General features: G+C 70.7%; 20 protein-coding genes. 10 read left to right on the top strand and 10 right to left on the bottom strand.

What is annotated here, in order from left to right; translation table 11 throughout:
- Positions 1–47 precede the first annotated feature (47 nt).
- The 7 genes from ACTIE5_RS26850 to ACTIE5_RS26880 all read right to left on the bottom strand — a co-directional run bounded on the left by ACTIE5_RS26850 (position 48) and on the right by ACTIE5_RS26880 (position 10922).
- Positions 48–1652: an ABC transporter substrate-binding protein gene (locus ACTIE5_RS26850; RefSeq protein WP_439552804.1), complete on the bottom strand. Its 1605-nt coding sequence runs from the start codon at positions 1650–1652 to the stop codon at positions 48–50.
- Between the two features lie 148 nt (positions 1653–1800).
- Positions 1801–3396, bottom strand: coding sequence for an ABC transporter substrate-binding protein (locus ACTIE5_RS26855; RefSeq protein WP_439552805.1), 1596 nt, complete (start codon positions 3394–3396; stop codon positions 1801–1803).
- A complete protein-coding gene (locus tag ACTIE5_RS26860) occupies positions 3396–4955 on the bottom strand; it encodes an ABC transporter substrate-binding protein (RefSeq protein WP_439552806.1) in 1560 nt (519 codons plus the stop codon). The genes ACTIE5_RS26855 and ACTIE5_RS26860 overlap by 1 nt, the downstream gene beginning before the upstream one ends.
- Before the next feature lie 61 nt (positions 4956–5016).
- Entirely contained in the window at positions 5017–6609 is a 1593-nt protein-coding gene (locus ACTIE5_RS26865) for an ABC transporter substrate-binding protein (RefSeq protein ID WP_439552807.1), read from the bottom strand.
- 105 nt (positions 6610–6714) lie between these two features.
- Positions 6715–8316 (bottom strand): ABC transporter substrate-binding protein, encoded by a 1602-nt coding sequence (locus ACTIE5_RS26870; RefSeq protein WP_439552808.1) that lies wholly within the window; start codon positions 8314–8316, stop codon positions 6715–6717.
- 207 nt (positions 8317–8523) lie between these two features.
- Positions 8524–10062 carry an aldehyde dehydrogenase family protein gene (locus tag ACTIE5_RS26875; protein WP_439552809.1) on the bottom strand — a complete coding sequence of 513 codons (1539 nt, stop codon included), beginning with the start codon at positions 10060–10062 and terminating at the stop codon, positions 8524–8526.
- A complete protein-coding gene (locus ACTIE5_RS26880) occupies positions 10062–10922 on the bottom strand; it encodes an NAD(P)-dependent oxidoreductase (RefSeq protein ID WP_439552810.1) in 861 nt (286 codons plus the stop codon). The genes ACTIE5_RS26875 and ACTIE5_RS26880 overlap by 1 nt, the downstream gene beginning before the upstream one ends.
- Positions 10923–11069: 147 nt before the next feature.
- On the opposite strand from ACTIE5_RS26880, the gene ACTIE5_RS26885 reads away from it, so the two are divergent.
- The 4 genes from ACTIE5_RS26885 to ACTIE5_RS26900 all read left to right on the top strand — a co-directional run bounded on the left by ACTIE5_RS26885 (position 11070) and on the right by ACTIE5_RS26900 (position 15208).
- Positions 11070–11534, top strand: a complete 465-nt coding sequence (locus ACTIE5_RS26885) for a GtrA family protein (RefSeq protein ID WP_439552811.1) — start codon at positions 11070–11072, stop codon at positions 11532–11534.
- 125 nt (positions 11535–11659) lie between these two features.
- Positions 11660–13156, top strand: coding sequence for an exopolysaccharide biosynthesis polyprenyl glycosylphosphotransferase (locus ACTIE5_RS26890; protein WP_439552812.1), 1497 nt, complete (start codon positions 11660–11662; stop codon positions 13154–13156).
- Positions 13157–13187: 31 nt separating this feature from the next.
- Entirely contained in the window at positions 13188–14177 is a 990-nt protein-coding gene (locus tag ACTIE5_RS26895; RefSeq protein ID WP_439552813.1) for a glycosyltransferase family 2 protein, read from the top strand.
- Between the two features lie 11 nt (positions 14178–14188).
- A complete protein-coding gene (locus tag ACTIE5_RS26900; protein WP_439552814.1) occupies positions 14189–15208 on the top strand; it encodes a glycosyltransferase family 2 protein in 1020 nt (339 codons plus the stop codon).
- 24 nt (positions 15209–15232) lie between these two features.
- On the opposite strand, the gene ACTIE5_RS26905 is transcribed toward ACTIE5_RS26900, so the two are convergent.
- Positions 15233–15991 carry a WecB/TagA/CpsF family glycosyltransferase gene (locus ACTIE5_RS26905; protein WP_439552815.1) on the bottom strand — a complete coding sequence of 253 codons (759 nt, stop codon included), beginning with the start codon at positions 15989–15991 and terminating at the stop codon, positions 15233–15235.
- A gap of 92 nt (positions 15992–16083) precedes the next feature.
- A complete protein-coding gene (locus tag ACTIE5_RS26910) occupies positions 16084–17376 on the bottom strand; it encodes an outer membrane beta-barrel protein (RefSeq protein ID WP_439552816.1) in 1293 nt (430 codons plus the stop codon).
- 139 nt (positions 17377–17515) lie between these two features.
- Here ACTIE5_RS26910 and ACTIE5_RS26915 point away from each other — a divergent pair, with 139 nt between their 5' ends.
- Genes ACTIE5_RS26915 through ACTIE5_RS26940 form a run of 6 tightly spaced genes read left to right on the top strand, consistent with a single transcriptional unit; the run spans position 17516 to position 23363 of the window.
- Positions 17516–17905 (top strand): hypothetical protein, encoded by a 390-nt coding sequence (locus tag ACTIE5_RS26915; protein ID WP_439552817.1) that lies wholly within the window; start codon positions 17516–17518, stop codon positions 17903–17905.
- A gap of 16 nt (positions 17906–17921) precedes the next feature.
- A complete protein-coding gene (locus ACTIE5_RS26920; protein WP_439552818.1) occupies positions 17922–19670 on the top strand; it encodes a type I secretion system permease/ATPase in 1749 nt (582 codons plus the stop codon).
- A complete protein-coding gene (locus ACTIE5_RS26925) occupies positions 19667–21088 on the top strand; it encodes an HlyD family type I secretion periplasmic adaptor subunit (protein ID WP_439552819.1) in 1422 nt (473 codons plus the stop codon). Before ACTIE5_RS26920 ends, ACTIE5_RS26925 begins: the two co-directional genes overlap by 4 nt.
- Before the next feature lie 34 nt (positions 21089–21122).
- Positions 21123–21428, top strand: a complete 306-nt coding sequence (locus ACTIE5_RS26930) for a hypothetical protein (RefSeq protein WP_439552820.1) — start codon at positions 21123–21125, stop codon at positions 21426–21428.
- A 10-nt stretch (positions 21429–21438) separates the two neighbouring features.
- Positions 21439–22446 (top strand): glycosyltransferase family 2 protein, encoded by a 1008-nt coding sequence (locus ACTIE5_RS26935; protein WP_439552821.1) that lies wholly within the window; start codon positions 21439–21441, stop codon positions 22444–22446.
- Complete coding sequence (locus ACTIE5_RS26940) at positions 22443–23363, top strand: cellulase family glycosylhydrolase (protein ID WP_439552822.1); 921 nt, start codon at positions 22443–22445, stop codon at positions 23361–23363. Before ACTIE5_RS26935 ends, ACTIE5_RS26940 begins: the two co-directional genes overlap by 4 nt.
- On the opposite strand, the gene ACTIE5_RS26945 is transcribed toward ACTIE5_RS26940, so the two are convergent.
- Positions 23346–24404: an acyltransferase family protein gene (locus ACTIE5_RS26945; RefSeq protein WP_439552823.1), complete on the bottom strand. Its 1059-nt coding sequence runs from the start codon at positions 24402–24404 to the stop codon at positions 23346–23348. The genes ACTIE5_RS26940 and ACTIE5_RS26945 overlap by 18 nt on opposite strands.
- Between the last annotated feature and the right edge of the window lie 27 nt (positions 24405–24431).

Below are 24431 nucleotides of genomic sequence, written 5' to 3' on the forward strand. Positions count from 1 at the left end.
TGACCCTCGCCTCCAGGTCGCGCTTTCGGGCATTAATCCACAACCTCTCAGGTCTTGCTGACGCCCCAGGGGAAGGGAATCGGGCCCTTCACGATGCCGGAGACGTTGCTCCGCCACGCCTGGTAGGACAGGAAGAAGCCGGTCGGCGCATAGACCACATTGTCCATCGCCGCACGATTGAGACGGCCGATGACCGTCCGCTCCTCCGCCAGCGTGCTCGCCGCCAGCCAGTTCGGCACCTCGGCCTCCACCGCCGGCACGTTCGGCCAGCCGAACCAGGCACCGTCGCCATTCGCCCGCACCGCGTTGTAGACGACGGGGTTGATGGCGTCCGCACCCGCATGCCAGGTGTGGAACATCGACCACCCGCCCTGGCCGGGGGGGTTCTTCATCGCGCGGCGCTGGCCGACCGTGCCCCAATCCGTCGCGACGAAATCGACATTCATGCCCATCCGCTTCAGCAGATCGGCAGTGATGTCGCCCATCGCCTTGGTGATGGGCTGGTCCTGCGCGACCACGCAGGTGACGGGCTCGTTGTTGTACCCGGCCTCGGCCAGCAGCCGCTTGGCGAGGTCCATGTTCCGCGGACCCTTGAGGATGTCGCCACCCTCCTCCGTGTACAGCGGCGTGTTCGGCGTGAAGAAGCCGGGCAGCGGCGACCACAGGTTCCGGTCGTTGCCGACCAGCGCCGTCATGTAGTCCTCCTGGCTCATCGCGGCCAGGACGGCGCGGCGGATGCGCACGTCGTTGAAGGGCTTGTGCAGGTGGTTCATGCGGAAGGCGCCGATATTGCCCAGCGGGTCGGCGATATCCACGCGGATGTTGCGGTTGCGGCGCAGCACCGGCACCAGGTCCGTGATGGGGTTCTCCCACCAGTCGATCTCGCCGTTCTGCAGCGCGGCCGATGCCGTCGCGGGGTCGGGCATGATCACCCATTCCACGCGATCGACCATCATCCGCTTGCCGCCGGCCAGCCAGCTCGCGGGCTCATTGCGCGGCACGTAGCCATCGAAGCGCTGGAACACCGCCTTGGCGCCCGGCACCCATTCATTCAGCACGATGCGCATCGGGCCGGAGCCGACGAACTCGTTGATCTGCGTGAAGCTGTCGAAGCGCGTCGCGATGCGTTCCGGCATGATGAAGCACATCGGCGTGGCGTTCTTGCCCAGCGCCATCTTCATCTTCGGGAAGGGCAGCCGCAGCGTCCAGCGGAAGGTGGTGTCATCCACCGCCACCAGTTCCTGGTTGATCGCGCGCAGCAGCTGGCCCATCGGGTCGCGCGGCATCCAGCGGACGATGGACGCTACAACGTCCTTCGCCAGCACCGGCGTGTTGTCGTGGAACCGCAGGCCCGACCGCAGCTTGAAGGTCCAGACCAGGCCGTCGGAGGAGACCGTCTCCCCCTCCACCATCTGCCGCTGCGCTTCCAGCTTGTCGTCGAAGCCGTAGAGCGTGTCCCACACCAGCACGGCGGCGTTGCGGACGACGTACTGCGTGCCCCAGATCGGGTCGAAATTGGCCAGATTGGCCTGCGGCACGAAGCGCAGCGTGCGCGCATTGGCGCCCTGGGACAGCGCCGGGGCGCTGAAGCCCCCGCCGGCCGCGACGGCACCCGCCGCCACACCGGTCTTGATGAACGCCCTGCGATCCATTCGAAGCAACCCCCTGTTATGAGCTCGCCGCCCTTGTTGTGGGCAGACTGCCTTATCCCTGTGCTGCGCGCCAGCACCCCCCGCCCGGGACTCGGCAGGGAGACGCGTTACGACCAAGCCTGTCAGCACATCCCGTGCCAGCCGCGCCCTAGGCTCGGCGAACGCCCCAGAACAGCGCCGGCCCGCCCTTCACCACGCCCGTGATGCTGCGGCGATAGGCCATCAATGGCAGCACCTGGCCGAGCGGGATGAACGGCACTTCCTGCCAGGTCACGCGCTGGATCTCGCGCGCGATCGCCTGTTCCGCCGCGAGGTCCGTGGCCTCGAACCACGCCTCGCGCAGCTCCTCCAGCCTCGGCAGCGTCGGCCATCCCGCCCAGGCATTGGTGCCGTTGCCGCGAATCGGCATGTGGCTGCCGGGCACGGAGACATCGAGCCCTTCCCAGGTCGTGCAGAAGGCGCTCCAGCCGCCCGCATCGACCGGCCCGCGATTGGTGCGCCGCTGGATATGCGTGCCCCAATCCATTGCCTGGAGGTCGACGTTGAAGCCGATCCGCCGCAGCATGTCGGCCGCAACCTCCGCCAGATTCTGCAGCACCGGCAGGTCCGTCGCGGACAGCATCACGACGCGCTCCCCACGATACCCGGCCTCCCGCAGCGCCCTTCGCGCGGCTTCCAGGTCCCGCGGCCCGGACAGCACGGACAGCCCCTCGTCATTCGCCAGCGGCGTGCCTGGCGTGAAGACGCCGGCAGGGATGGTGGATAGCGCGGGGTCCGTCCCGATCGCCGCGTTCATGAAGGCGCGCTGGTCCACGGCCGGCAGCACGGCGCGGCGGATCGCGGGATTGTCGAAGGGCGGCTGCAGGAAGTTGAATCGCAGCACGCCAAGGTTGCCGGCGGTGTTCACCAGATCAGTCTGGATCTCCCGGTTCCGCCGCAGCAGCGGCAGCAGGTCCGGCAGCGGCGTTTCCCACCAATCCACCTCGTTGTTCTGCAACGCGGCGCTGGCGGTGGAGGGATCGGGCATGACGATCCACTCGACCCGGTCGAAATGGACCTGCTTCCCACCGGCGAGGAAATCCGCGGGCTCGCTCCGCGGTGCATAGCCGGCGAAGCGCTCATAGATCATGCGGTCGCCGGGGCGGAACAGGTCCTGGCGGAAGCGGAAGGGCCCGCTGCCGGTGTAGTCCGTGATCTGCGTGAAGGGATCGGTCCGTGCCACGCGTTCAGGCATGATGGCGCAGATGTTGGCGGATGGCTTGCCCAGCGCGAAGGCGAGGCCCGGCCAGGCCTTCTTCAGTCGGATCTCGAAGCGCGAATCATCCAGCGCCGCGATCCCGTCCATCAGCCCGTCGAGTCGCTGCCCCAGCACATCCCGCTTCGCCCAGCGCTGGATGGAAGCGACGCAATCCCGCGCGGTGACGGGCGCGCCATCATGGAAGCGCAGGCCCGGCCGCAGCGTGATGGTCCAGCGCCGCCCTTCCTCGGTGATTTCATGCCCCGCCGCCATCTGCGGCCGCGGCCGGAAATCGGCGCCAAGCCCGTAGAGCGTGTCGTAGATCATCAGCCCGTGGTTGCGCACCACCACGGCCGTGGACCAGACAGGATCGATGTTGGAGAGGTTGGCCTGCGGCACGAAGCGCAGCGTGCGCGCATTGGCCTGCGCATCCGCGATTCGCGGCGCTGCCAGCGCGCCCCCCGCCAGCAGCAGCGCCGAACGACGAGAAACCTGCATCATGGCCATCACGCCTTCCCCATATTCCAGAACACGGTCGCCGGCGCGCGGAACACGCCGGTGACGTTGCGGCGCCAGACGCTGGGCTGCCAGTAATAGCCCAGCGGCAGGTAGTGCATCGTCTCCATCGCGCGCCTGTTCAGCGCCTCCGCGATCCGCCGATGCTCCGCCGGCGTCGCGGCCGCGACCCAGTCGGCGCGCAGCCGCTCGATCTCCGCATCATCCGGCCAGCCGAACCAGGCATTCGGGCCATTCGCCCGCAGGAACAGATGCGTCACCGGCAGCGTCAGCGACTGGCCGGACGACGTGGTGTGAATGATGCTCCAGCCGCCGCGCTCCACCGGTTCCTTGCTCGTGCGCCGCTGGATCAGCGTGCCCCAGTCGGCGGCCACCAGCTCCAGGTTCATGCCGAGCCGCTTCAGCAGATCCGCCGTCACCATCGACAGCGTGTTGATCTGCGGATAGTCGCCGGGCGCGATCAGCACCACCTTCTCGCCATTGTAGCCAGCGGCCGCGAGCGCGGCCTTGGCGCGGTCGATGTTGCGCGTGCGCAGGATCTCGCTGCCCACGTCATTCGCCATCGGCGTGTCGCAGGTGAAGACCCCCTCGCACACGCCCCAGCCCGCGGGATCGCTGCCGGCGACGGAGGTCAGGTAGTCCCGCTGGTCCAGCGCCATGGCGACGGCGCGGCGGATGGCGGGATTGTTGAAGGGCGGGTGCAGCGTGTTGAAGCGCGCGATGCCGTAGGTGCCGTCCATCAGCCGCTGTTCCACGACCAGTTCGCGGTTCCGCCGCATCAGGCCCAGCAGGTCGTGCAGCGGGTATTCCCAGTAATCCTGTTCCCCCAGCATCATCGCATTGGCGCTGGTGGCGGGGTCCGTGATGACGGTCCATTCCACGCGGTCGATCCGCGGCACGCGCCCGCCGGCCAGGCCGTCCACCGCCTCCTGCCGCGGCACATAGCCATCATGCTTCGCCCAGACCGATCGCTGACCGGGGTTCCATTCATTCGGCAGGAAGCGGAAGGGCCCGCTGCCGATGGCTTCGCGCACCTGCGTGAAGGCATCGGTGCGCGCGATGCGTTCCGGCATGATGAAGCAGGGGAATTGCGTCTGGCCGAGTGCGGCCAGCAGCAGCGGCACGGGCCGGTGCAGCCGGAAGCGGAAGCGCCGGTCATCCAGCGCCGTCACCTCCGCGACCGAGGGCTGCAGCACCTGCATGAAGGGATCACGCTTCGACCAGCGATCGATGGAGGCGACGCAATCGCGCGCCGTCACCCTCTCCCCATCATGGAACAGCAGCCCGGTCCGCAGCGTGAAGGTGACGCTGAGGCCGCCATCGGCCACCTCCCACCCCTCCGCCATCTGCGGCCTGATCTCGCCCTTGGAATCCTGGGCGCAGATCTGGTCGTAGATCATGAAGGCGTTGTTCCGCGTGACCACCGCGGTGGTCCATACGGGATCGAGCGAGGTGAGGTTCGCCTGCGGGATCACGCGCAGCGTGCGCGCGGCCCCTCCCTGCGCGCCCACCACGCTCGGCATCGCCACCCCGGCGGCCGTTGCCGCCATCAGTCCACGCCTGCCGATCATCGCTGCCTCCGTCTTCGGGTTCACGCACGCCCGGATCGCGTCAGGCGCGCCGCAGCCCCCAGAACAGCGCCATGCCCTTCACCCGATCCGCCAGGTTTCGCCGATGCGCGGTCATGGACATGTAGGCGCCGACGGGGATGTAGGGCAGTTCGTCCATCGCCACCGTCTGCAATTCGCGCGCGATCCGCTTCTGTGCATCGAGGTCCGGCGCCACGAACCAATCGTCGCGCAGTTCCTCCAGCCGCGGCATGTTCGGCCAGCCCGGCCAGGCATTCGTGCCGTTGCCGCGCAGCGGGAAATGCGCGCTGGGATCGACGAAGTCGAAGGAGGAGAAGCTGGTGAACAGCATGCTCCATCCGCCCCGCTCCACCGGCTCCCGCGACGTCCGCCGCGTGACGGTCGTGCCCCAGTCGCTGAAGGCGTTGTCGGCATTGATGCCGAGGCGACGCAGCAGATCGGCGCCCACCTGCGTCATCGCCGATGGCGCCAGGATGTCCGTGGGCCCGATGAGGCGCGTGAGCTGGTTGGTGTAGCCCGCTTCCCGGATCAGTGCCCGGGCGCGCTCCACGCTGCGCGGGCTCTTCAGCCCCTCCAGCCCCGCATCATTCGCCAGCGGCGTGCCCGGCGTGAAGACGCCCACATTTTCCATGTAGAGCGACGGGTCAGGGCCCACGATCGCGCTCATGAAGTCCGACTGCACGATCGCCGGCAGCAGCGCCTGGCGCATCCTCTTGTCGTTGAAGGGGGGATGCAGGTGGTTGAAGCGCATGATGCCGATGAGCGGCAGCGGGTCCACCGCCTCCACCACCACATTCCGGTTCCGGCGCAGCAGCATCTGAATCTCGGGCGGCGGCTGCTCGTACCAGTCGATCTCGCCGGTCTGCAGCGCGGCGGCGGCGGTGGAGGCATCGGTGATGATGTGCCATTCGACGCGGTCGAAATGCGCCACCTTCGGCCCTGCCGTCAGGCTGGTCCGGCCCGTCGGCGTCGGGCTGTAGTCGGCGAAGCGGGAATAGACCGCCAGGCTGCCGGAATTGAATTCCGCCGGCACGAAGCGGAAGGGCCCGCTGCCGACCGTCTCCCGGATCTGCTGGAAGGGATCGGTGCGCGCGATGCGTTCCGGCATGATGAAGGCCGGGCTGTTGGACACCTGCGCCAGTGCCGAGGTCAGCATCGGGAAGGGCCGCTTCAGCCGGAAGACGATCTGCCGGTCGCCGGACGCCTCCACCGCATCGACGAAGGTTTCCAGCTTCTGCCCGATCGGGCTCCGCTTCATCCAGCGCGCCAGCGATGCGACGCAATCCGCCGCGCGCACCGTCTCCCCGTCATGGAATTTCATGCCGGCGCGGATGGTGATGGTGACGCGCAGGCCACCATCGCTGGTCACGGCCCCTTCCGCCATCTGCGGCTGGGGGCGGAAATCCGCATCCATGCCGTAGAGCGTGTCGTAGACCATGTAGCCGTGGTTGCGGGTGATGTTGGCCGTGGTCCAGATGGGATCCAGGCTCGTGAGGTTCGCCTGTGGTACCATCTTCAGCACGCGGTTCTGCGCGGGCTGCGCGATGGCGGCGTGGCTCAGCGACGATCCCGCGGCCACGGCGGCGCCTGCCTTCAGCAGGTTCCTGCGATGCATTCCCTTGTACTCCCGATCACCCTGTCGCAGGGGATGAGAACAGGGGACAGCCGATCCCGCAAGCCGGGTGGCGCGGGGGAAATCAGCCCCCCGCGCCCATGCTGCTCACGCCTTCTGCACATTCCAGAACAGCGGCAGCCCCTTGAGCACGCCGCTGATGCCACGGCGGTATGCCGTCGCCTGGAAATACTGGCCGAGCGGCAGGTAGGGCACTTCCTGGAAGGCCACTTCCTGGATCTGTCGCGCGATGCCCTGCTGCGCCGCCAGGTCCGGCGCATCGAACCAGGCGGTGCGCAGTTCCTCGATCCGCGGGATGGTCGGCCAGCCGAACCAGGCGGCCTGGCCATGGCCGCGCAGGCTCTGGTGCACGCCCGGGTTGAACATGTCGACGCCGGCCCAGAAGGTGCAGAACATGCTCCAGCCGCCGCGCTCCGGCGCCTCGCGGCTCGCGCGCCGCTGCACCACCGTGCCCCAGTCGGTCGCGACATAATCGACATTCATGCCCGCGCGCCGCAGCATGTCGTTCGTCACCTGCGCCAGCGCGTTCAGCGACGGGAAGTCGGAAGCCGCGATCAGCGTCACCCGTTCGCCGTTGTAGCCGGCGGCCGCGAGGTCGCGCTTCACCTTCTCCATGTCGCGCGGGGTGGTCAGCGCATCCAGCCCCACATCGGAGGCAAGCGGCGTGCCCGGCGGGAAGAAGCCGATATTCTCCCGCCACAGGCTGCGATCCGTGCCGATCACGGCGGTCATGAAATCCGCCTGGTTGATGGCACCCAGCAGCGCGCGCCGCACCGCCGGCTTGTCGAACGGCGCATGCAGGTGATTGAACCGCGCCACCGCCATCAGCCCCGTGGGGTCCGGGATTTCCAGCACCACGTTGCGGTTGCGCCGCAGCACCGGCTGAAGGTCGCCCGTCGGCTGTTCCCACCAATCCATCTCGCCGTTCTGCAGCGCGCCCGATGCCGTCGCCGGGTCCGGCATCACGTGCCATTCGACGCGGTCGAGGAAGGTGCGCTTCGGCCCCGCGGTCCAGGTCGGCGTCCCCTCGCTGCGCGGCACATAGCCATCGAAGCGCGTGTAGACGATGCGCGCGCCCGGCACGCGTTCGTTGGCGGCGAAGCGGAACGGGCCGCTGCCGATCAGGTCGCCGCGCAGCGGCGTGTTGGGGTCCTGGCTCGCCAGGCGTTCCGGCATCATGAAGGCCACGGGGGTGGAGGGCTTGCCCAGCGCCTCGAACATCAGCGGGAAGGGGCGCCTCAGGCGGAACAGGATGGTCTTGTCGTCCGGCGCCGAAAGCTCATCCGTCACGGACAGCAGCACCTGGCCCAGCGCATCCCGCGCGCCCCAGCGGCGGATGGAGGCCACGCAATCCCGCGCCCGCACGGGTTCGCCATCATGCCAGCGCAGCCCATCGCGCAGCGTCATCGTCACGCGCTTGCCGTCATCCTCGACGACATGGCCCTGCACCATCTGCGGCTGCGGCTTGTAGTCCTGGTCGAAGCCGTAGAGCGTGTCCCAGATCATGTAGCCGTGGTGGCGCGTGACGTAGGCCGTGGTCAGGATCGGGTCCAGCACGGCGAGGTCCGCCTGCGGGATGAACTTCAGCAGGCGCGATGCGCCGCTTGTGCCCTGGCCGAGTGCCGGCACCCCCATCGCGGACGCACCGAGGACCGCACCGGCCCCGGTCAGGATTTGACGACGCTGCATGGTTCTCGGTGCCCCCCGGCATGGCCTGGCCGCCCGCGGATGCGGGCGCCCTTCAATCCGGCGTAAGGAACAGAGTTACCGGGCGGGATGCAAGGGGAGAGGTGAACCCCCCTCCCCCACGCCCGCCAGGACCTTATCCCCCACGCCCGCCGGGACCTTATCCCCCCACGCCCGCCGGGACCTTATCCCCCCACGCCCGCCGGGACCTTATCCCCCCACGCCCGCCGGGCGATGCCCGAACCCCAGCGCCGGCACCGCCGCCGTCTCCACCCACACCGCCTTCGCCTGGGTATAGGCCATCAGCGCCTCCTGGCCCGAGGACCGTCCATGCCCACTGGCGCCGAAGCCCCCGAAGGGCACGCTGACATGGATGGTGCGGTAGCCGTTGATCCAGAAGGTCCCCGCCCGCACCGCCGCCGCCACGCGATGCGCGCGGCCCACATCGCTGGTCCAGGCCGCGCCCGCCAGGCCGAAGGGCGTGGCATTGGCGATGGCGATCGCCTCCGCCTCATCCTCGAAGGGAATGGCCGCGACGACGGGGCCGAAGATTTCCTCCTGTGCCACCCTCGCCTGGTTGGTCACACCGGCCAGGATCGTCGGCGGCACCCAGAATCCCGCCTCGGGCAGCGCGCGGCCGCGCGGCGCGGTGAAGACATCCGCCCCCTCCGCCGCCCCGGCCGAGACCAGCGCCCGGACATGCTCGAACTGCCTTGCGTTGCAGACCGGCCCGGCCTCCGTCGCGGCATCCAGCGGATCACCCAGCCGGATGCGGGACGACGCTTCCGCCAGCATCTCCACGAAGCGGTCATGCACGGATCGCTGCACCAGCAGCCGCGACCCCGCGACGCAGGATTGCCCGCTGCCCGCGAAGATCGCCTGCTGCGCACCCTGCACCGCCGCCGGCAGGTCCGCATCGGCGAAGACGATGTTGGCGGATTTCCCGCCCAACTCCATCACGCAGGGGATCATCCGCGCCGCGCAGGCACCCGCGATCCGCGCGCCGCTAACGGCGCCGCCGACAAAGGTCACCATCGCGACCTCGGGCGCGCCGAGCAGCGCCTCACCGCTCGTTGCCCCCGCCCCCGCCACCACCTGCACCAAACCCGCGGGCAGCCCGGCCTTTACCGCGAGCAGCCCGAAGGCGGCGGAGGTCAGCGGCGTGTATTCGCTGGGCTTCAGCACCACGGCATTGCCCGCGGCCAGCGCCGGCAGCACGTTCCACCCCGCGGTGAACAGCGGCGCGTTCCAGGGCGTGATGGCCAGCACCACCCCCATCGGCTCCCGCCGCACGGTCACGAAATGGCCGGAGGGGACGGGCACGACCCGCCCCTCCACCTTGTCGCACCAGCCCGCCCAGTATTCCGCCATCTCGGCGACGCGCGCGACCTCGCCCCGGCAGTCCCGCAGCGGCTTGCCGGTATTGGCGCATTCCAGCAGGGCCAGCGCCTCCGCCTCCGCCCGGATCGCGGCGCCCAGCGCCCAGAGCCGGCGCCCGCGCTCCGCCGCGCTCAGCGCGATCCACACTTTCTGCGCGCGTGCCGCGCCGGCGGCGGCCTCCCGCGCCACCCCCGCGCCAGCGTCCCGATACCCCAGCAGCGGCAACCCCGTGGCGGGGTCATCCAGCGTGAGGGCAGCGCCCTGCCCCTCCACCACCTGGCCATCCACCACGCAGCCGACCCTGCCACCCAGCAGCGCCGCCACCCCCTGCGCCGCGACGGTCGCCGCCGCGAATGCCGCATTCGCCATCACGCCGCCGCCCCCGGCGCCGCCAGGATTGCCGCCGGCACCCGGTTGAAATCGGCGCTGTCCGCGACCTCCGTCTCCTCCCACAGCGCGGCCGCCGCGCCGCAGGCATCCAGCCTGGCGCCGACCGCCTGGGCGAGCCCCAGCGCCAACCGCACATCCTTCCGCATCAGCCCGGCCGAGAACCCCGAATCGAAGCCCCCGCTGGCGATCCATTTCGGAAAGTTCACCTCCGTCGCCGCGGAACGGCCGGACGCCGCATTCACCACCGGCAGCAGCGCGGCCATGTCGACCCCCGCGGCCTGCCCCATGCGCAGCGCTTCCGCCGCCACCGCCAGGTGCGTCGCCACCAGCAGGTTGTTCACCAGCTTCGCCACCTGCCCCGCGCCAGGCCCGCCGACCGGGATGATCTTCGCCGCCATGCGTTCCAGCACCGGCCGCGCGCGCTCGATCGCCGCGGCATCGCCGCCCAGCATCATCGCCAGCGTCCCCGCCGCCGCGCCCGCCGGGCCGCCGGAGACCGGCGCATCCAGGTAACCCACGCCCATCGTCGCGGCCAGCGCGTGGAAGCGACGCGCGGCCAGCGGGTCCAGCGTGGAGGTATCCACCACCACCGCACCCTTCTCCAGCGCCGGCAGCAGCGCGGCCAGCACCGCCTCCACCGCGCGCTCCTGCGGCAGGGACAGGATCACCACCGGCGCCGCAACGCCCGCGACCGCCCCCGCGATCGTGACCCCCTTCTCCAGCGCCGCCGCGACGGAGGGCCCATGCAGGTCGAACCCCGTCACCGCCGCGCCGGTCCCGGCCAGCCATCCCGCCATGCCCAGCCCCATATTGCCGAGCCCCACGATCCCGATCCGCATCAGTCTTCCATCCAGGCCACTCTGCCGTGAGGGTCGCAGCCCGCCCATGCGCCGGCAAGGCAGGGGGGCCTGCCGCTTTTCCGTCACCATGCCGTGGTTTGTGCCTGCTCTGCCTATTCGTCATGCTGCAGTGCAGCAGGAGCATGCATGTCCGACCAGACCCTCAACGGCCCCCTCCACCGCCTGGCTGCCCGGCTTGGCCCGGCGCGCTTCGCCACGCTGATGCAGTTCCTCCGCTTCGGCGTCGTCGGCACCGTCGGCTTCGTGGTGGATACGGCCGTGCTCTATGCGGGGCTGGCGGTCGGGCTCGGCCTCTATTCCGGCCGCGCCGTCTCCTATGTGGCGGCGGCGACGACGACCTGGGCGCTCAACCGCGCCTGGACCTTCAGGGGCCGCGGCCAGGGGCCGGTCGCGCGGCAATGGGCGCTGTTCCTTGTCGTGAACCTGATCGGATTCGCATGCAACTACGGCACCTATGCCGCGCTCGTCGCGGGGGTTCCGGCCGTGGCCGAGCACCCCGTCATCGGTGTCGCGGCCGGTGCCCTGGCCGGCATGGTCGGGAACTTTCTCCTGTCGCGACGTTACGTATTCGTGGATGGCAACGGGGCCTGACGGCCCGGGAGCCAGCCTTCGATAGCCCCTGAACAAGATACGGCAGGATGCGCATCTCGACCCCCCAGGCCGCCCCCACCATGCGCCCCGTTGTTCCCGTCCACGCCACCAGCGGAGCCGCTTCCATGCCGAAGCGAAACCAGGCCAGCCGCGCGCCGGATGAAGGCCGTGGCGGCACCGTCACGCCGTTCCTCGCGGGGATCGGGGCGGACCCGTTGCCCGATGCGGCGCAGGCCTATGCGCCGCCGGTACCACCGGTGGTCGTGGCCGCCCTCGTCGTGCTGCTGGACCTTGTGGCGGTCGGTGGCGCCGGACTGCTGGCCGATGCCCTCATCAACAGCGCGGGCGCGCGCCATGCGGCGATGACCGGCCTTCTCGCAGGCCTCGCCGTTGCCTTCGCCGGGGCGCTCGGCGCCTATGACCATGCCGCGCTGCACCGTGCCGGCCCCCAGCGCAGCCGGGCGCTGCAGGGCCTGGCGGCGGCGCTCCTCGTTCTCGTCCTGGCCGCCATCGCGCTTGGCGCGCAGCAGCGGATCGATCCGGCCTGGCTCGGCACTACGGCACTTCTGGCCGGCGGCAGCCTCCTCGCCGCGCGCACCGCCGTCGCCGCCCTGCTCCGCCAGGATGGCAGCCGCAGCGCGCAGCGTGCCGTCATCCTCGGCGCCGGCCCCCAGGCCAGCCGCCTGATGGAGGCGATGCGCCGCGAGGGAGGCAGCGGCCTGCGCCTCCTCGGCCTGGTCGATGATCGCAGCCCCCGTGCCGATGGCGAACCGCTGCCGAGTGGCCTCCGCCGGCTTGGCGGCATGGCGCAGCTCGGCGCCATGATCCGCGCCGGACAGGTGGAGGTAGTAGTGCTCGCCCTGCCCTGGTCGGCCGAGACGCGGATCGCCGCCGTCATGGAACAGCTCAGCGCCTTTCCGGTGGAGATCCGCCTCGCGCCGGACCTGCTGGCGGATCGCCTGCCTGCCGGCCGCCGCCCCGCCGGCCCGGTTCTGCTGCGCGCCCGCCCCATCTCCGGCCTCGGCGCCGCGGTGAAGGTGGCGGAGGATTACGCCATGGCGATCCTGGCATTGGCCATCGCCGCCGTGCCCATGCTGCTGATCGCCATCGCCATCAAGCTGGACAGCCCCGGCCCGGTCTTCTTCCGCCAGCGCCGCACCGGCTTCAACGACCGTCCCTTCGACGTGTTGAAGTTCCGCACCATGTATGCGGAGGCGACGGATCATGAGGTGCTGCGCCAGGTCCGCGCCGGCGATGCGCGGATCACCCCGGTCGGCGCCATCCTGCGCAAGACCTCGCTGGACGAACTGCCGCAGATCTTCAACATCCTGAAGGGCGACATGTCCTTCGTCGGCCCCCGCCCGCACGCCCCCGGCACCCGCGCCGCCGGCCGGCGCTTCGATGAGGTCGTGGCCAACTACGCCGCCCGGCACCAGGTGAAGCCCGGCCTGACCGGCCTGGCCCAGGTGCGCGGCTGGCGGGGCCCGACCATCACGGAGGAACAGATCATCCGCCGGGTGGAAAGCGACCTCGAATACATCGAACGCTGGTCGCCCTGGCTTGATATCACGATCATCCTGCGCACCTTGCTCGCGGTGGCGTGCATGCGGAACGCGCTCTAGCGCCCGCATGCCCCAGCGGGAGATGGAAACGATGCAACGCCTTGATGCGCTGGCCGACCACGCCTGGGATGGCGCGCGCCCGCCCGCGCCCCGCATCGCCGTCCTGGTGCCCTGCTACAATGAGGAAGTGGCCATCCCCCGCGTGGTGGCCGCCTTCCGCAACGCGCTGCCGGAAGCCACCGTCTTCGTCTATGACAACAACAGCCGCGACCGCACGCGGGAAGCGGCGCTGGCCGCCGGCGCCGTCCTCCGCACCGAACGCCTGCAGGGCAAGGGCCATGTCGTGCGCCGGATGCTCGCGGACATCGAGGCCGATGTCTACGTCCTGGTCGATGGCGACGACACCTACGATGCCGCCGCCGCGCCGGCCATGATCCGCCTGATGCTGGACGAAAGGCTGGACATGGTGACGGGCACGCGCGTCACCGATGCCGCCGCCGCCTACCGGCCCGGCCATCGCCTGGGCAATGCGGTGCTGACCGGCGTCGTGCGCCTGATCTTCGGCAACCGCATCTCCGACATGCTCTCGGGCTACCGCGTCTTCTCCCGCCGCTTCGCCAAATCCTTCCCGGCCCTGGCGGCGGGGTTCGAGACGGAGACGGAATTCACCGTCCACGCCCTCGAACTCAGCATGCCGGTGGGGGAGGTCGTGACCGCCTATCGCGAACGCCCACCCGGCAGCATGTCCAAGCTGAACACCTGGAAGGACGGCTTCCGGATCCTGCGGACCATCGCGCTGCTGGTGCGCCGCGAACGCCCGCTGCCCTTCTTCGCGCTGTTGGCGCTGGCGCTGGCGCTGCTGTCCCTGGGCATCGCCATCCCCGTGTTCCAGACCTTCCTCGCCACCGGCCTGGTGCCGCGGCTGCCCACCGCCGTGCTCTCCACCGGCCTGATGCTGCTCGCCTTCCTGTCGCTGGCCTGCGGCCTGATCCTGGATACCGTGACGCGCGGCCGTATGGAGGCGAAGCGCATGGCCTACCTGGCCATCCCCGCCCCCGATTTCGCGCTCCCCCCGAGATGACGGAAACCTCCATGACGAACCGCCCGGCCTATCCCCCGCCGCAGCACATCGCCGGTGCCGTCGCCCCCCGGCAGCCAGTCGATGCCGATGTCATCATCCTGTCGATGGAACGGGCGGAGGAAACCATCGCCGCCATCGCCTCCGCCCGCGCGCAGCAGGGTGTCAGCAAGCATGTCTGGATCGTGGACCAGGGCAGCAGCGACATCGCCATGGCCCGCCTGCGCGCCGCCGTGCAGGGCGCGCCGGATGCCACGCTGGTGCGGCTCGATCGCAACCACGGCGTCGCCGGCGGCCGCAACCGCGCCACCGCCCTCGGCCGCGCGCGGATCGTCTTCGCGCTCGACAATGATGCGGAATTCGCCACGCCGGACACGCTGGCCCGCGCCGTCGCGGCGATGGACGCGGCACCCCATCTCGGCGCCATCGCCTGCCGCATCCTCGTGCATTCGACGGGGCAGGACGACCTCTCCTCCTGGGGCTATCCCAAGGGATTGCTGCCGCGGTCGGCGGAGGCCTTCGATGCCGCCACCTTCGTCGGCGCCGGCCACGCGCTGCGCCGGGCGGATTTCGAAACCGCCGGCGGCTATGACGACGCGCTGTTCTTCGCGTGGGAGGAATACGACCTCGCGCTCCGCCTCATCAACATGGGCCGCACCATCCGCTACCGCGGCGACATCGCCGTGCGCCACAAAGTCAGCGCGGAGGCCCGCGTCGCCTGGACCGGCACGCGCTGGTTCCACTTCGTGCGCAACCGGCTCTACATCGCCATGAAGCATGGCGCGAGCCCGGCCGCGCTGCTGCCGCGCTTCCTCGCCTACCAGGCCAAGGGCGCACGCAACGGCGTGGTGCTGCAAGGGCTGCGCGCCGCCCCGGCCGCGCTGGCGCTGGCGCATCGCTTCCGCCCCGCACCGGGCACCGAACATCTCTACGGCCACACCGAGACCAGCCGCGCCTACCTGGCCCGCACCGATGCCGCGCATCGCGGCACGCCGCTGCAGCGCCTGAAGCGGGAAGTGCTGTCGGGGCTGTAGCGCCCCGCGCGGCTCTCCAAGGCGCTATGCCCGGCGCCTCTCCCGCCACAGCAGCGCCAGGATCGCGGGATCATCGATGAGGTAGCGGCGCGCCAGCCGCTTCGGGTCCCGCGCCAGGCGCCAGGCCCATTCCATCCCCGCGCGCTGCACCAATGCCGGCGCGCGCCGTTCCTCGCCTGACAGGAACAGCAGGCTCGCGCCGACGCACAGCGCCGTGCCCGTGGCACCGCCCTTCGCGAGCACCGCCCGCGCCACCATCTCCTGCCGCGGCGAACCGACGCAGAGGAAGCTGAACCGCGCGCCCGACCCCGCGATGAAATCCACGGCGCGCGCGAAGGCGGCGGGATCGGCATCGAAGCCCATGGGCGGTTCGTGGTGCATCACGCGCCGCAGCCCGAAGCGCCGCGCCACCGCCTGCACAGTCCCCGGCCCGCCGCCCAGCACGGCCACGGGATCATCCGGCCGGACCACCTCCTCCAGCAGCCTGGCCGTCAGGTCGCTGCCCGGCACCACCGGCGGCGCCGCCAGCCCCATGGCCCGCGCCGCCCGCGCCACCACCCGGCTGTCCATCAGCCGCCACGCCGCATCGCGATACAGCGGCCCGTAACGGCCGGGATCGCGTGCCAGCCGGACCAGGTGATCCGCATTGGGGGTGACGAGATAGGCGAAGGGCGTGGCCGCATCGCGCGCCGACAGCAGGGCGAGCGCCGCCTCGGCGTCCCGCGTCTCGAAATCCAGGCCGAGCAGGCGGATCGGCGCGGGGTCTTCTGTCTGGACGTTCAAGGCGGGGCTCCCGGCGGCTGAGTGCCACCGGGAAGCACCCGGCGGCGCTCATCCCAACGCGGATGCGCCGCCGGCCGTTACAGCCCCCGTCATCACAAGGCGATGCGCAGCCGCAACTGGATCAGGTTGCGGTCGAATTCCTGCACGCCGGAGGATGAATCCAGCCGCCGCGCATGCTGGTAGGAGCCCACCAGGGACACGTTGCGGTTCAAAAGGTAGCGGGCGGACAGGATGGCGAAGCCGTCCGTCGCCTTCTCGCTCGGCTGGTCGTATTCGCGGCGATCCAGGCCGAGTTCGACGCCGAGGATCACGTTGCGCAGGTATTCATGGTCCACCCGCACCTGGCCCAGCGTGCGGGTGAAGCTGGTGGCGTTGTTGCGGATCGATTCCTCGATCGTCCGACGGCCCTGGAAGGTCACGGTGGTCAATTGCGTCGGCTGCCAGGTGACGTCGCCCTCGAAGGCCGGGCCGGACAGCGTCTTCAGCCCAGGCCCGTCATAGTCCCGCTGCCGGTAGCCGATCGCGACGCGGGCGCGCCAGACGCCATCGAAATCATAGGTGAAGCCGGCCAGCCCCTCATAGGTCATGCTGTCGCGGCCGGATTGCGCGCTGGACTGGTACTTGATCTCCTGCACCCGCCCGATGACGTTGATGAAGCGCCCGGGTGCCAGCGCGTAGGACAGGCCCAGCGCGCCGAGCGTGGAGTTGAAGTCGAAGCGGGAGACATCGCCCTGGCGTTGCCCCGATGGCTGCTGCTGCGGCCCGCCGAGGTCCACATCGTCGAAGCGGTAGCCACGCCAATTGCCGATCGCCGTCACGCCGATGCGGTTGAAGCGCGTCGTCGCCTGGCCCTGCACCTCGTCGTAGTAGTACGGGATGGGGCGGGACAGGCCGGCCTGCTGCACATCGACGCTGCTGACCTCCAGATGCTCCTGCACCCGGTTGTAGCGCCCTTCGAAATTCGTCTCGGCATTCAGGTCGTAGCGGCCGAACAGGCCGACGGCGTAGTCGGTCCAGTCCTGGGCGGTTTCCTCGATGTAGCGCCGCTGCTCGATCCGCGCCGTCGCGCCCACCGCATGGGTGGACCAGTCGCTGTTCAGCGATGTCTCGCCGATCCAGGTCGCGTAGCCATCCGCGGTGCGGCCGCGGCGGGTGCCGAACAGGTTGTCGTCATACCCCATGCCGAGTTCGGCGGCCGCATCCAGCCGGAACGCGCCCAGCCGCACGCCCAGCGGGTCGTAATCCTCCCTTGCCCGGTCGGCGACGGTGACGCCGCGCTGCGTCTCGCCGCGCGGCACGGCTTGCGCCTCGACCCGGCACGCGAGGGTTGAGGAAAGGCCTGCGAGCAGCAGGCCGGCGACGAACCTGTAACGATCCTGATGCACCCTGTGACTCCGGTTTGTGCCCCCGCCTGGGCGTGCTACCACGGCACAATTCCAGCGTCGCTTCAACGGAACGACATATCGTTCTCACGGATTGTTCATGGCTGATAACGATACCAGGGCTGAACGGGTTTTGCCGGCGATGGCCGAAACAAACAGCGATGCCCGGCCGAGCCCACCCCTGCCAGTGCTGGCCAGCTTCCTCAGCCCCGGCGACGACCACCGGCTGCGGGACCTGCTGGCCTTCGCCATGGCGGTGGAGGCCGGACGGCCGCTGGCGCCGAACGGCGTGGACGGCCTGCGACGGGAAGCCGATGCGGCGCTGGAGGGCTACGCCTTCCGCAGCCTGCACAACCGGGTGGAGGAGATCCGCATGGCCGCCGTGGTGGAACATGTCGGCCGCCTGCGTTCGCCGCCCGGCTTCGTGACGCTCGTCATGGCGAACCTTGTCGCGCTGGCGCTGCTGGCTGGCGGCGCGCTGCTGGCATGGCGCCACTACGGCCCGGCGGTGCTCGCCTGGATCGGGGTCTGACACCGTGCTGAGGCCCATGCCCCTGATCCCCGGCCAGCCGGAACGGATGCCGGATACGGTGCTGTCCCGCGCCATTGCCGCCGGCAAGTCCCAGCTGGTTGCGGTGGCGCTGTTCAGCGGCGTGGTGAACCTTCTGCAGCTTACCGTCTCGCTCTACATGATGCAGGTCTTCGACCGCGTCCTGTCCACCCGCAGCCTCGATACGCTCTACTACCTCACCGCCATCGCCATGTTCGCGCTGCTGGTCATGGCGGTGCTGGACGGGCTGCGCGGCCAGATCATGCAGCGCCTCGCCACCTGGATCGAGGGCAAGGCCGCGCCGGAAGCCTTCATCCGCGCCATCGAAAGCCAGCTCCGCGGCCGCCCCTACCGGATGGAGGCGCTGCGCGACCTGGCGGTCTGCCGCGGCTGGCTGGGCTCCCCCGCCTCCCTCACCGTCTTCGACGTTCCCTGGGTGCCGATCTACCTGGCCGTCATCTTCGCGCTGCACCCGACGCTGGGCTGGATCGCGCTCGCCGGCGCGGTGCTGCTGTTCGGGCTGACGCTGGCGAATGAATGGGCCACGGGCGCGCTGCTCCGCCAGGCCAGCACCGCCGGCATGGCCAGCCAGCGCCGGGCCGAAAGCATGGTCCGCAACGCTGAGGTGATCGACAGCATGGGCATGGCGCCCGCCGTGCTGCAGCGCTGGCGCGAAGGGCTCTCCGCCTCCGTCCCCCCGCAGGAGAAGGCGGCGGACCGCGCCGCCATGCTGCTGTCCATCACCCGCTTCTTCCGCCTGACGGTCCAGGTCGCGGTGCTTGGCGTCGGCGCCTGGCTGACGCTGGAACAGCAGCTGACCTCCGGTGCCTCCATCGCCGCCTCCATCATCATGGGCCGGGCGCTGGCGCCGGTGGAACAGATGATCGGCGGCTGGAAGCAGCTGGTGCAGGCCCGGCAATCCTATCGCCGCCTGCTCGGATTCCTCGCCCTGCCCCGCATCCGCCCCCCCGGCATCCCGCTGCCGGAGCCCACCGGCAAGGTGGCGGCGGAACGCGTCACCTTCGGCTTCCCGGGCCAGCCCGTCGCCATCATCAAGGGCATTTCGTTCGCCCTCACGGCCGGGGAGAGCCTGGCCATCATCGGCCCCTCCGCCGCCGGCAAGACCACGCTGATCCGCCTGCTGATCGGCACGCTCCAGCCCTCCGCCGGCACGGTCCGGCTGGATGGCGCCGATGTCTTCACCTGGCAGCGGGAGGATTTCGGCCGCTATGTCGGCTACCTGCCCCAGGATGTGGAACTCTTCGACGGCACGGTGATGAAGAACATCGGCCGGATGCGCGACGCGGAGCCAGAGATGGTGTTCGAGGCCGCGAAGCTCGCCGGCTGCCATGAGATGATCCTGCGCCTGCCCCAGGGCTATGACACCGAGATCGGCGATGGCGGACAGCATTTGTCCGGCGGCCAGCGCCAGCTGATCGGCCTGGCGCGCGCCATGTTCGGCAACCCCCGCTTCGTGGTGCTGGACGAGCCCAACAGCAACCTGGACGGCGACGCCGAACAGGCCCTGATCCGGGGGCTGGAGGCGCTGAAGGCCCGTAACACTACCGTCATCCTCGTCTCCCACCGGCCGACGCTGGTGCAGGGCGTGGACAAGGTCCTGCTGCTGCGCGACGGCGCGGCGGAAGCCTTCGGACCGCGGGCAGAAGTGCTGAAGCGCCTGATGCAGCAGGCGAAGCCGCAGGAAATCACCCAGCCCCCGGCCGGCCGGGCGGAGGGCACGCGATGAGCCAGGCCAATCCCCCGGCGGAGGCCCTGCCCCTCGGCCAGGCCGGCGGCGCCCAACTGCCGCTGCTCCGCCGCAGCGCCGATGCGCCACCCGCCCTCTGGTCACCGCCGGAAGCGGAACTCCCGATCGATGCGCCGCGCCCGCGCACCGGCGTGCCCGTCATGCTCGGCTACGCCATCACCCTGGTCTTCGTGCTCGGCTTCGGCCTCTGGGCCGCGCTCACGCCCCTGGCGGAAGCCGCGATCGCGCCCGGGCTGCTGAAGGTGGAAGGCACGCGCCGCACCGTGCAGCATTTCGAAGGCGGCCTCGTGCGGGAAATCCTGGTGCGGGACGGTGATGCGGTCCGCCAGGGCCAGGTCCTGATGCGCCTGGACCAGCCCCAGGCCGCGCAGCAGACGGAAACGCTGCGCAGCCAGCGCTGGGCGCTGCTGGCGCATGATGCGCGGCTTGCCTCCGAACTCGCCCGCGCCACGGACGTGACCTTCCCGGCGGAGCTCACCGCCTCCGCCGGCCTGCGGGCGCAGGAATACATCTCCGGCCAGCGCGCCCTGTTCCAGACCCGCACCCTGTCGCTGGAAAGCCAGCTCCAGGTGCTGCGCGCCCGGATCGACCAGCACAACGCCACCATCGCCTCCGCCGAGGGCCAGATGGACGCCCAGCGCCGGATGCTCGTGCTGCTGCGGGCGGAGGAAACAGCCACCGCCCAGCTGCTGCGACAGGGCCTGGCGCGCCTGCCCCAGCTGCTCGCCCTGCAGCGCCAGGTGGCATCGGTGGATGGCAACATCACCGACATCACCAACCAGATGGTCCGGTCCCGCGCCCAGATCGCGGAAGCCGAGCGCGACATGCAGCGCATCATCGACCAGCGCATGCAGGAAACCTCCACCGAGCAGCGCGACGTCCGCGTCCGCCTGGCGGAGGCGGAGGAGAGGCTCCGCGCGGCGGAGGACGTCTCCACCCGCATGGAGATCACGGCGCCGGATGCCGGCACGGTGCTCAACCTGCGCGTCTTCACCATCGGCGCCGTCATCCGCCCCGGCGATCCGGTGCTGGATTTGGTGCCGGAGAATGACCGCCTGATCGCGGAAGTGAACGTCCAGCCGAACGACATCGACGTGGTGCATACCGGCCTGCAGGCGGAAATCCGCCTGCCCGCCTTCAAGCAACGCCTGGTGCCCTACCTGCACGGCCACGTGACCTTCGTCGCCTCCGACGTCACGCAGGACGACCGGCGCGGCACGGCCTATTATCGCGTCCAGGTCCAGCTCGACGAAGCCCAGCTCGCCAGCCTGGAAGGCGTCACGCTCCGCGCCGGCATGATGGTGGAAGCGCAGATCCAGACCGGCACAAGGTCCTTCGCGCGCTACCTTCTGCAGCCCGTCTTCGACAGCTTCCACCGCGCCTTCCGCGAACAGTGATCGCGCGACCAACCTCAGCCATAGGAAACGTCCCATGACCGCCCTTCCCACCGTCTTCGGCGACGGCGTGATCGATGTCCACGTCGCCAGCGGCGTCGCCCGCATCACCCTCGGCGCGCAGACCGGCGCCACCGCCGCCGGCGGCGCCGATGCCAAGCCCGTTCCTTCCGCCCTTCTTGTCGTGCCGGTCCTGCAACTCCCGAACCTCGCGCGCGTCCTGGTCGAAGTGACCAAGCAGATCGAGGCCCGCGCGAAGGAAGCCATGGCGGCGCAGCAGAAGCCGGCGGAAACGCCGGCCGGCGGCGACCAGGTGGCAGGAGCCTTCCGCTTCAACGGATGAAGGAGCCAGGGTGGCTGACGGATACATGGCGGGCTTCGAACCTCCAGCCCTGAGCGTCATCATCTGCACCCATGCCAGGCCGGCCTATCTCGAGGCCTGCCTGGCTGGCCTCGCCCGGCAACAGGGCGTCCGGCTTCTCCGTGATGCCCCTATCCTGATGGGCGGCGCCGTGCCCAGCGCCCCGCCCGCGGAACCCGCGATCGAGCTGATCGTCGTGGACAGTGCCTCCCCCCACGCCGCGCAATCCGGCATCGCCCGCCTGGCCGCGGGTGCCGGGGCGCGGCTGGTGCGCACTGGCACGCCGGGCCTGTCCGTGGCCCGCAACCTCGGCCTGAAGGCCGCGACGGCGCCCTGGACCGCCTGGCTCGACGATGATGCGGTGCCGGAGCCCGATTGGGCCCAGCGCCTGATCGCCGCCATCCGCGCCTTGCCGGACCAGGCCGTCGCGATCGGCGGCCGCATCCTGCCGGCCTGGGAAGCCCCCCTGCCCGCCTGGTGGCCCCAGGGCCTGCGCGGCGCGCTGACCATCGTAGAATGGGACGGCAGCGGGGAAGCCACGGGCAACGCCACGCTGCCCCAGGGCGCCGCCATCTATGGCGCCAACATGGCCTTCCGCCGCCAGGACCTGCTGGCCGTCGGCGGCTTCCCGGAGGAGTTGGGCCGCGTCGGCGACCGCCTGCTGTCGGGGGAGGAGGAGGAAGCGCTGGCGCGCCTGCAGGCCCGGGGCGGCCGCGTCTTCTACGATGGCGGCGTCACGGTCCGGCACAGCATCCAGGCCGGCCGGCTGCGGCCATCCTGGCTGGTGTCCCGCCTGCACTGGCAGGGCGTGACGGATGCGCTGCGGGACCGCCGCCGCAGCTGGCCCCGCCGCGCGCCCGGCGCGGCGGCGAAGCTGCTGCTCCAGGCGCCGCTGCTGGCCTGGCCGCGCGATTCCGCCGGCCTTGTCGGCGCCCGTTGCGGCGCGGCCTACAACCTCGGCTACCTCCGCGGCACCCTGGCCGGCCAGGCGGCGCCATGACGCCGCCCACCGCCACCCGCCGCGCCCTGCTCGCCACCGGCGCCGTCCTGGCCGCCGGCCCCTCGACTGCGCAGGCACCGACGTTCCGGGACCTGCTGCCCACCCTTCGCCTCGGTGCCAATCTGGAACGCTGGTTTCCCGTCGCCGCCGCGCAGCGCCCCCGGCGCCTCGGCCCCGGCTGGTGGCAGGATCTCCGCGCCGCCGGCTTCGACCATGCGCGCCTCTTCATCCCGCGCGACGCCGGCGCGGGTGAGGATGTGCCGCGCCTGTTCCTCCAGGCCATCGAGGACGCAGCCACGGCCGGCCTGCCCATCATGCTGGGCCTCGCCGATCTCTATGAGCCCTGGAGTCCCTGGGACGACGCCGCCTGGCGCGTCATGCAGGCCCGCGCGCGACTATTCGGCACGGCGACGGACCCGGCGCGCGTGGCGCTCGCGCCCCTCAACGAACCCGCCTTCGACAACCCCGGTGCCTGGACCCCGGTGCGGGACCGGCTGCTGGCCACCGCCCGTGCCGCCGCGCCGCGCCATGCGCTGGCCTGGGGCGGGCATGAATGGTGTTCCTGGCGTTCCCTCCTCCGCCAGGTCCCGCCCGCGGACCCGCTGACCATCGCGGAGGTGCATGACTACGAAGGCGGCGCCACGCCCTGGGTGGCGGAACGCTTCGGCGCCGTCGCCGCCTGGCGCGATCGCCATGCCGTGCCGGTCATCGTGGCCGAACTCGGCGGCGCGCTTCCCCATGCGGAGGATGAGGCCGCCTGGGCGCGGGACCTGTCCGTGGCGCTGCCGGTCCTCCGCCGCCTCGGCCTGCCCGCCACGCTCTGGGCCGTGACCCATGGCGGCCATTGGCGCATCCAGCAGGGGGAGACCCCCCGCCCCCGCCCCCTTCTGGCGGAGGCGCTACGCCCCCGCCGCTGACGTCCGGCGCGCCAGCCACCGCGCCGCCGGCACCTCGATCACCCGCCAGGCGATCCAGCCCGCCACGAAGGTCGCGCCGAGCGCCACCACCATCAGCAGCAGCCGCCCGCTTGCGCCGGGCTGCACCAGCCGCAGCACGAGCACGAGCGCGGATTCGACGAAGACCCAGCTGAGATAGACGCCGAAGGAAGCCTCGCCGAGCTTGTGGACGATGCCGCCCTCATCCTGCCCCTCCAGCAGCGCCGCACGCGCCACCAGGCTCGCGAGCCCCGCCACCACCACCGCATCGACGCTGATCCACAACCCCGCCGGCACCAGCGCCACGCCCAGCGTCGCCGCCCATCGCGGCACGGCGCCGCCCTGCACCAGCCGCGCCAGCGCCATGCCCGCGACGAATTCCAGGAAGAAGCGCGGCAGGCCGAGATGCAGCGTGTGGTTCAGCTGCAGCACCGGGTCCATCGCCCCCAGCGCCAGCAGCCCGATGCCCCCGATGGCCAGCAGCAGCCACAGCACGCCCGATGGCGCGGCGATGACGCCCGCCAGCAGCAGCGGGAAGGCGATGTAGCCCGCCAGGATCACGGACAGCGCCCAGGACGGGTAGTTCCAGGCATGCAGGGACGTCGTCTCCCAGCCATGCAGCAGCAGGGCCTGCAGCACGAATTCCCGCGTGCCGAATCGCTCCGGCGCATTCACCGCCAGCCCGGCCGCGGAGGCAGCCAGCACCAACGCCAGCAGCGCGAACAGCAGCGCCAGGTGCAGCGGCATGACGCGCACGATCCGCCCGCGCATGAAGCCCGCCCAGCCCGCGAACCCCATGGGCGGCCGATGCGCGTAGCCCAGCACCAGCGCGAAGCCCGACAGCAGGAAGAAGCCATCGACGCCGAGATATCCCTTCAGCGCGACACTCTCCAGGAAGCCCATCCCGCGCAGCGCGCGCAGCGGCAGTTCCAGGTGGTAGACCAGCACCCAGCCGATCAGCAGCACGCGCAGCCGCGTGAGCGCCGGGCGGCGCGGCGCCGCCGCCTTCGCATTCACTCCCATGCGTGATCCCAGCTTGAAGGTTTACAC

Origin of the sequence: Falsiroseomonas sp. (assembly GCF_051859025.1) — a bacterium.
Classification (GTDB): domain Bacteria; phylum Pseudomonadota; class Alphaproteobacteria; order Acetobacterales; family Acetobacteraceae; genus Falsiroseomonas.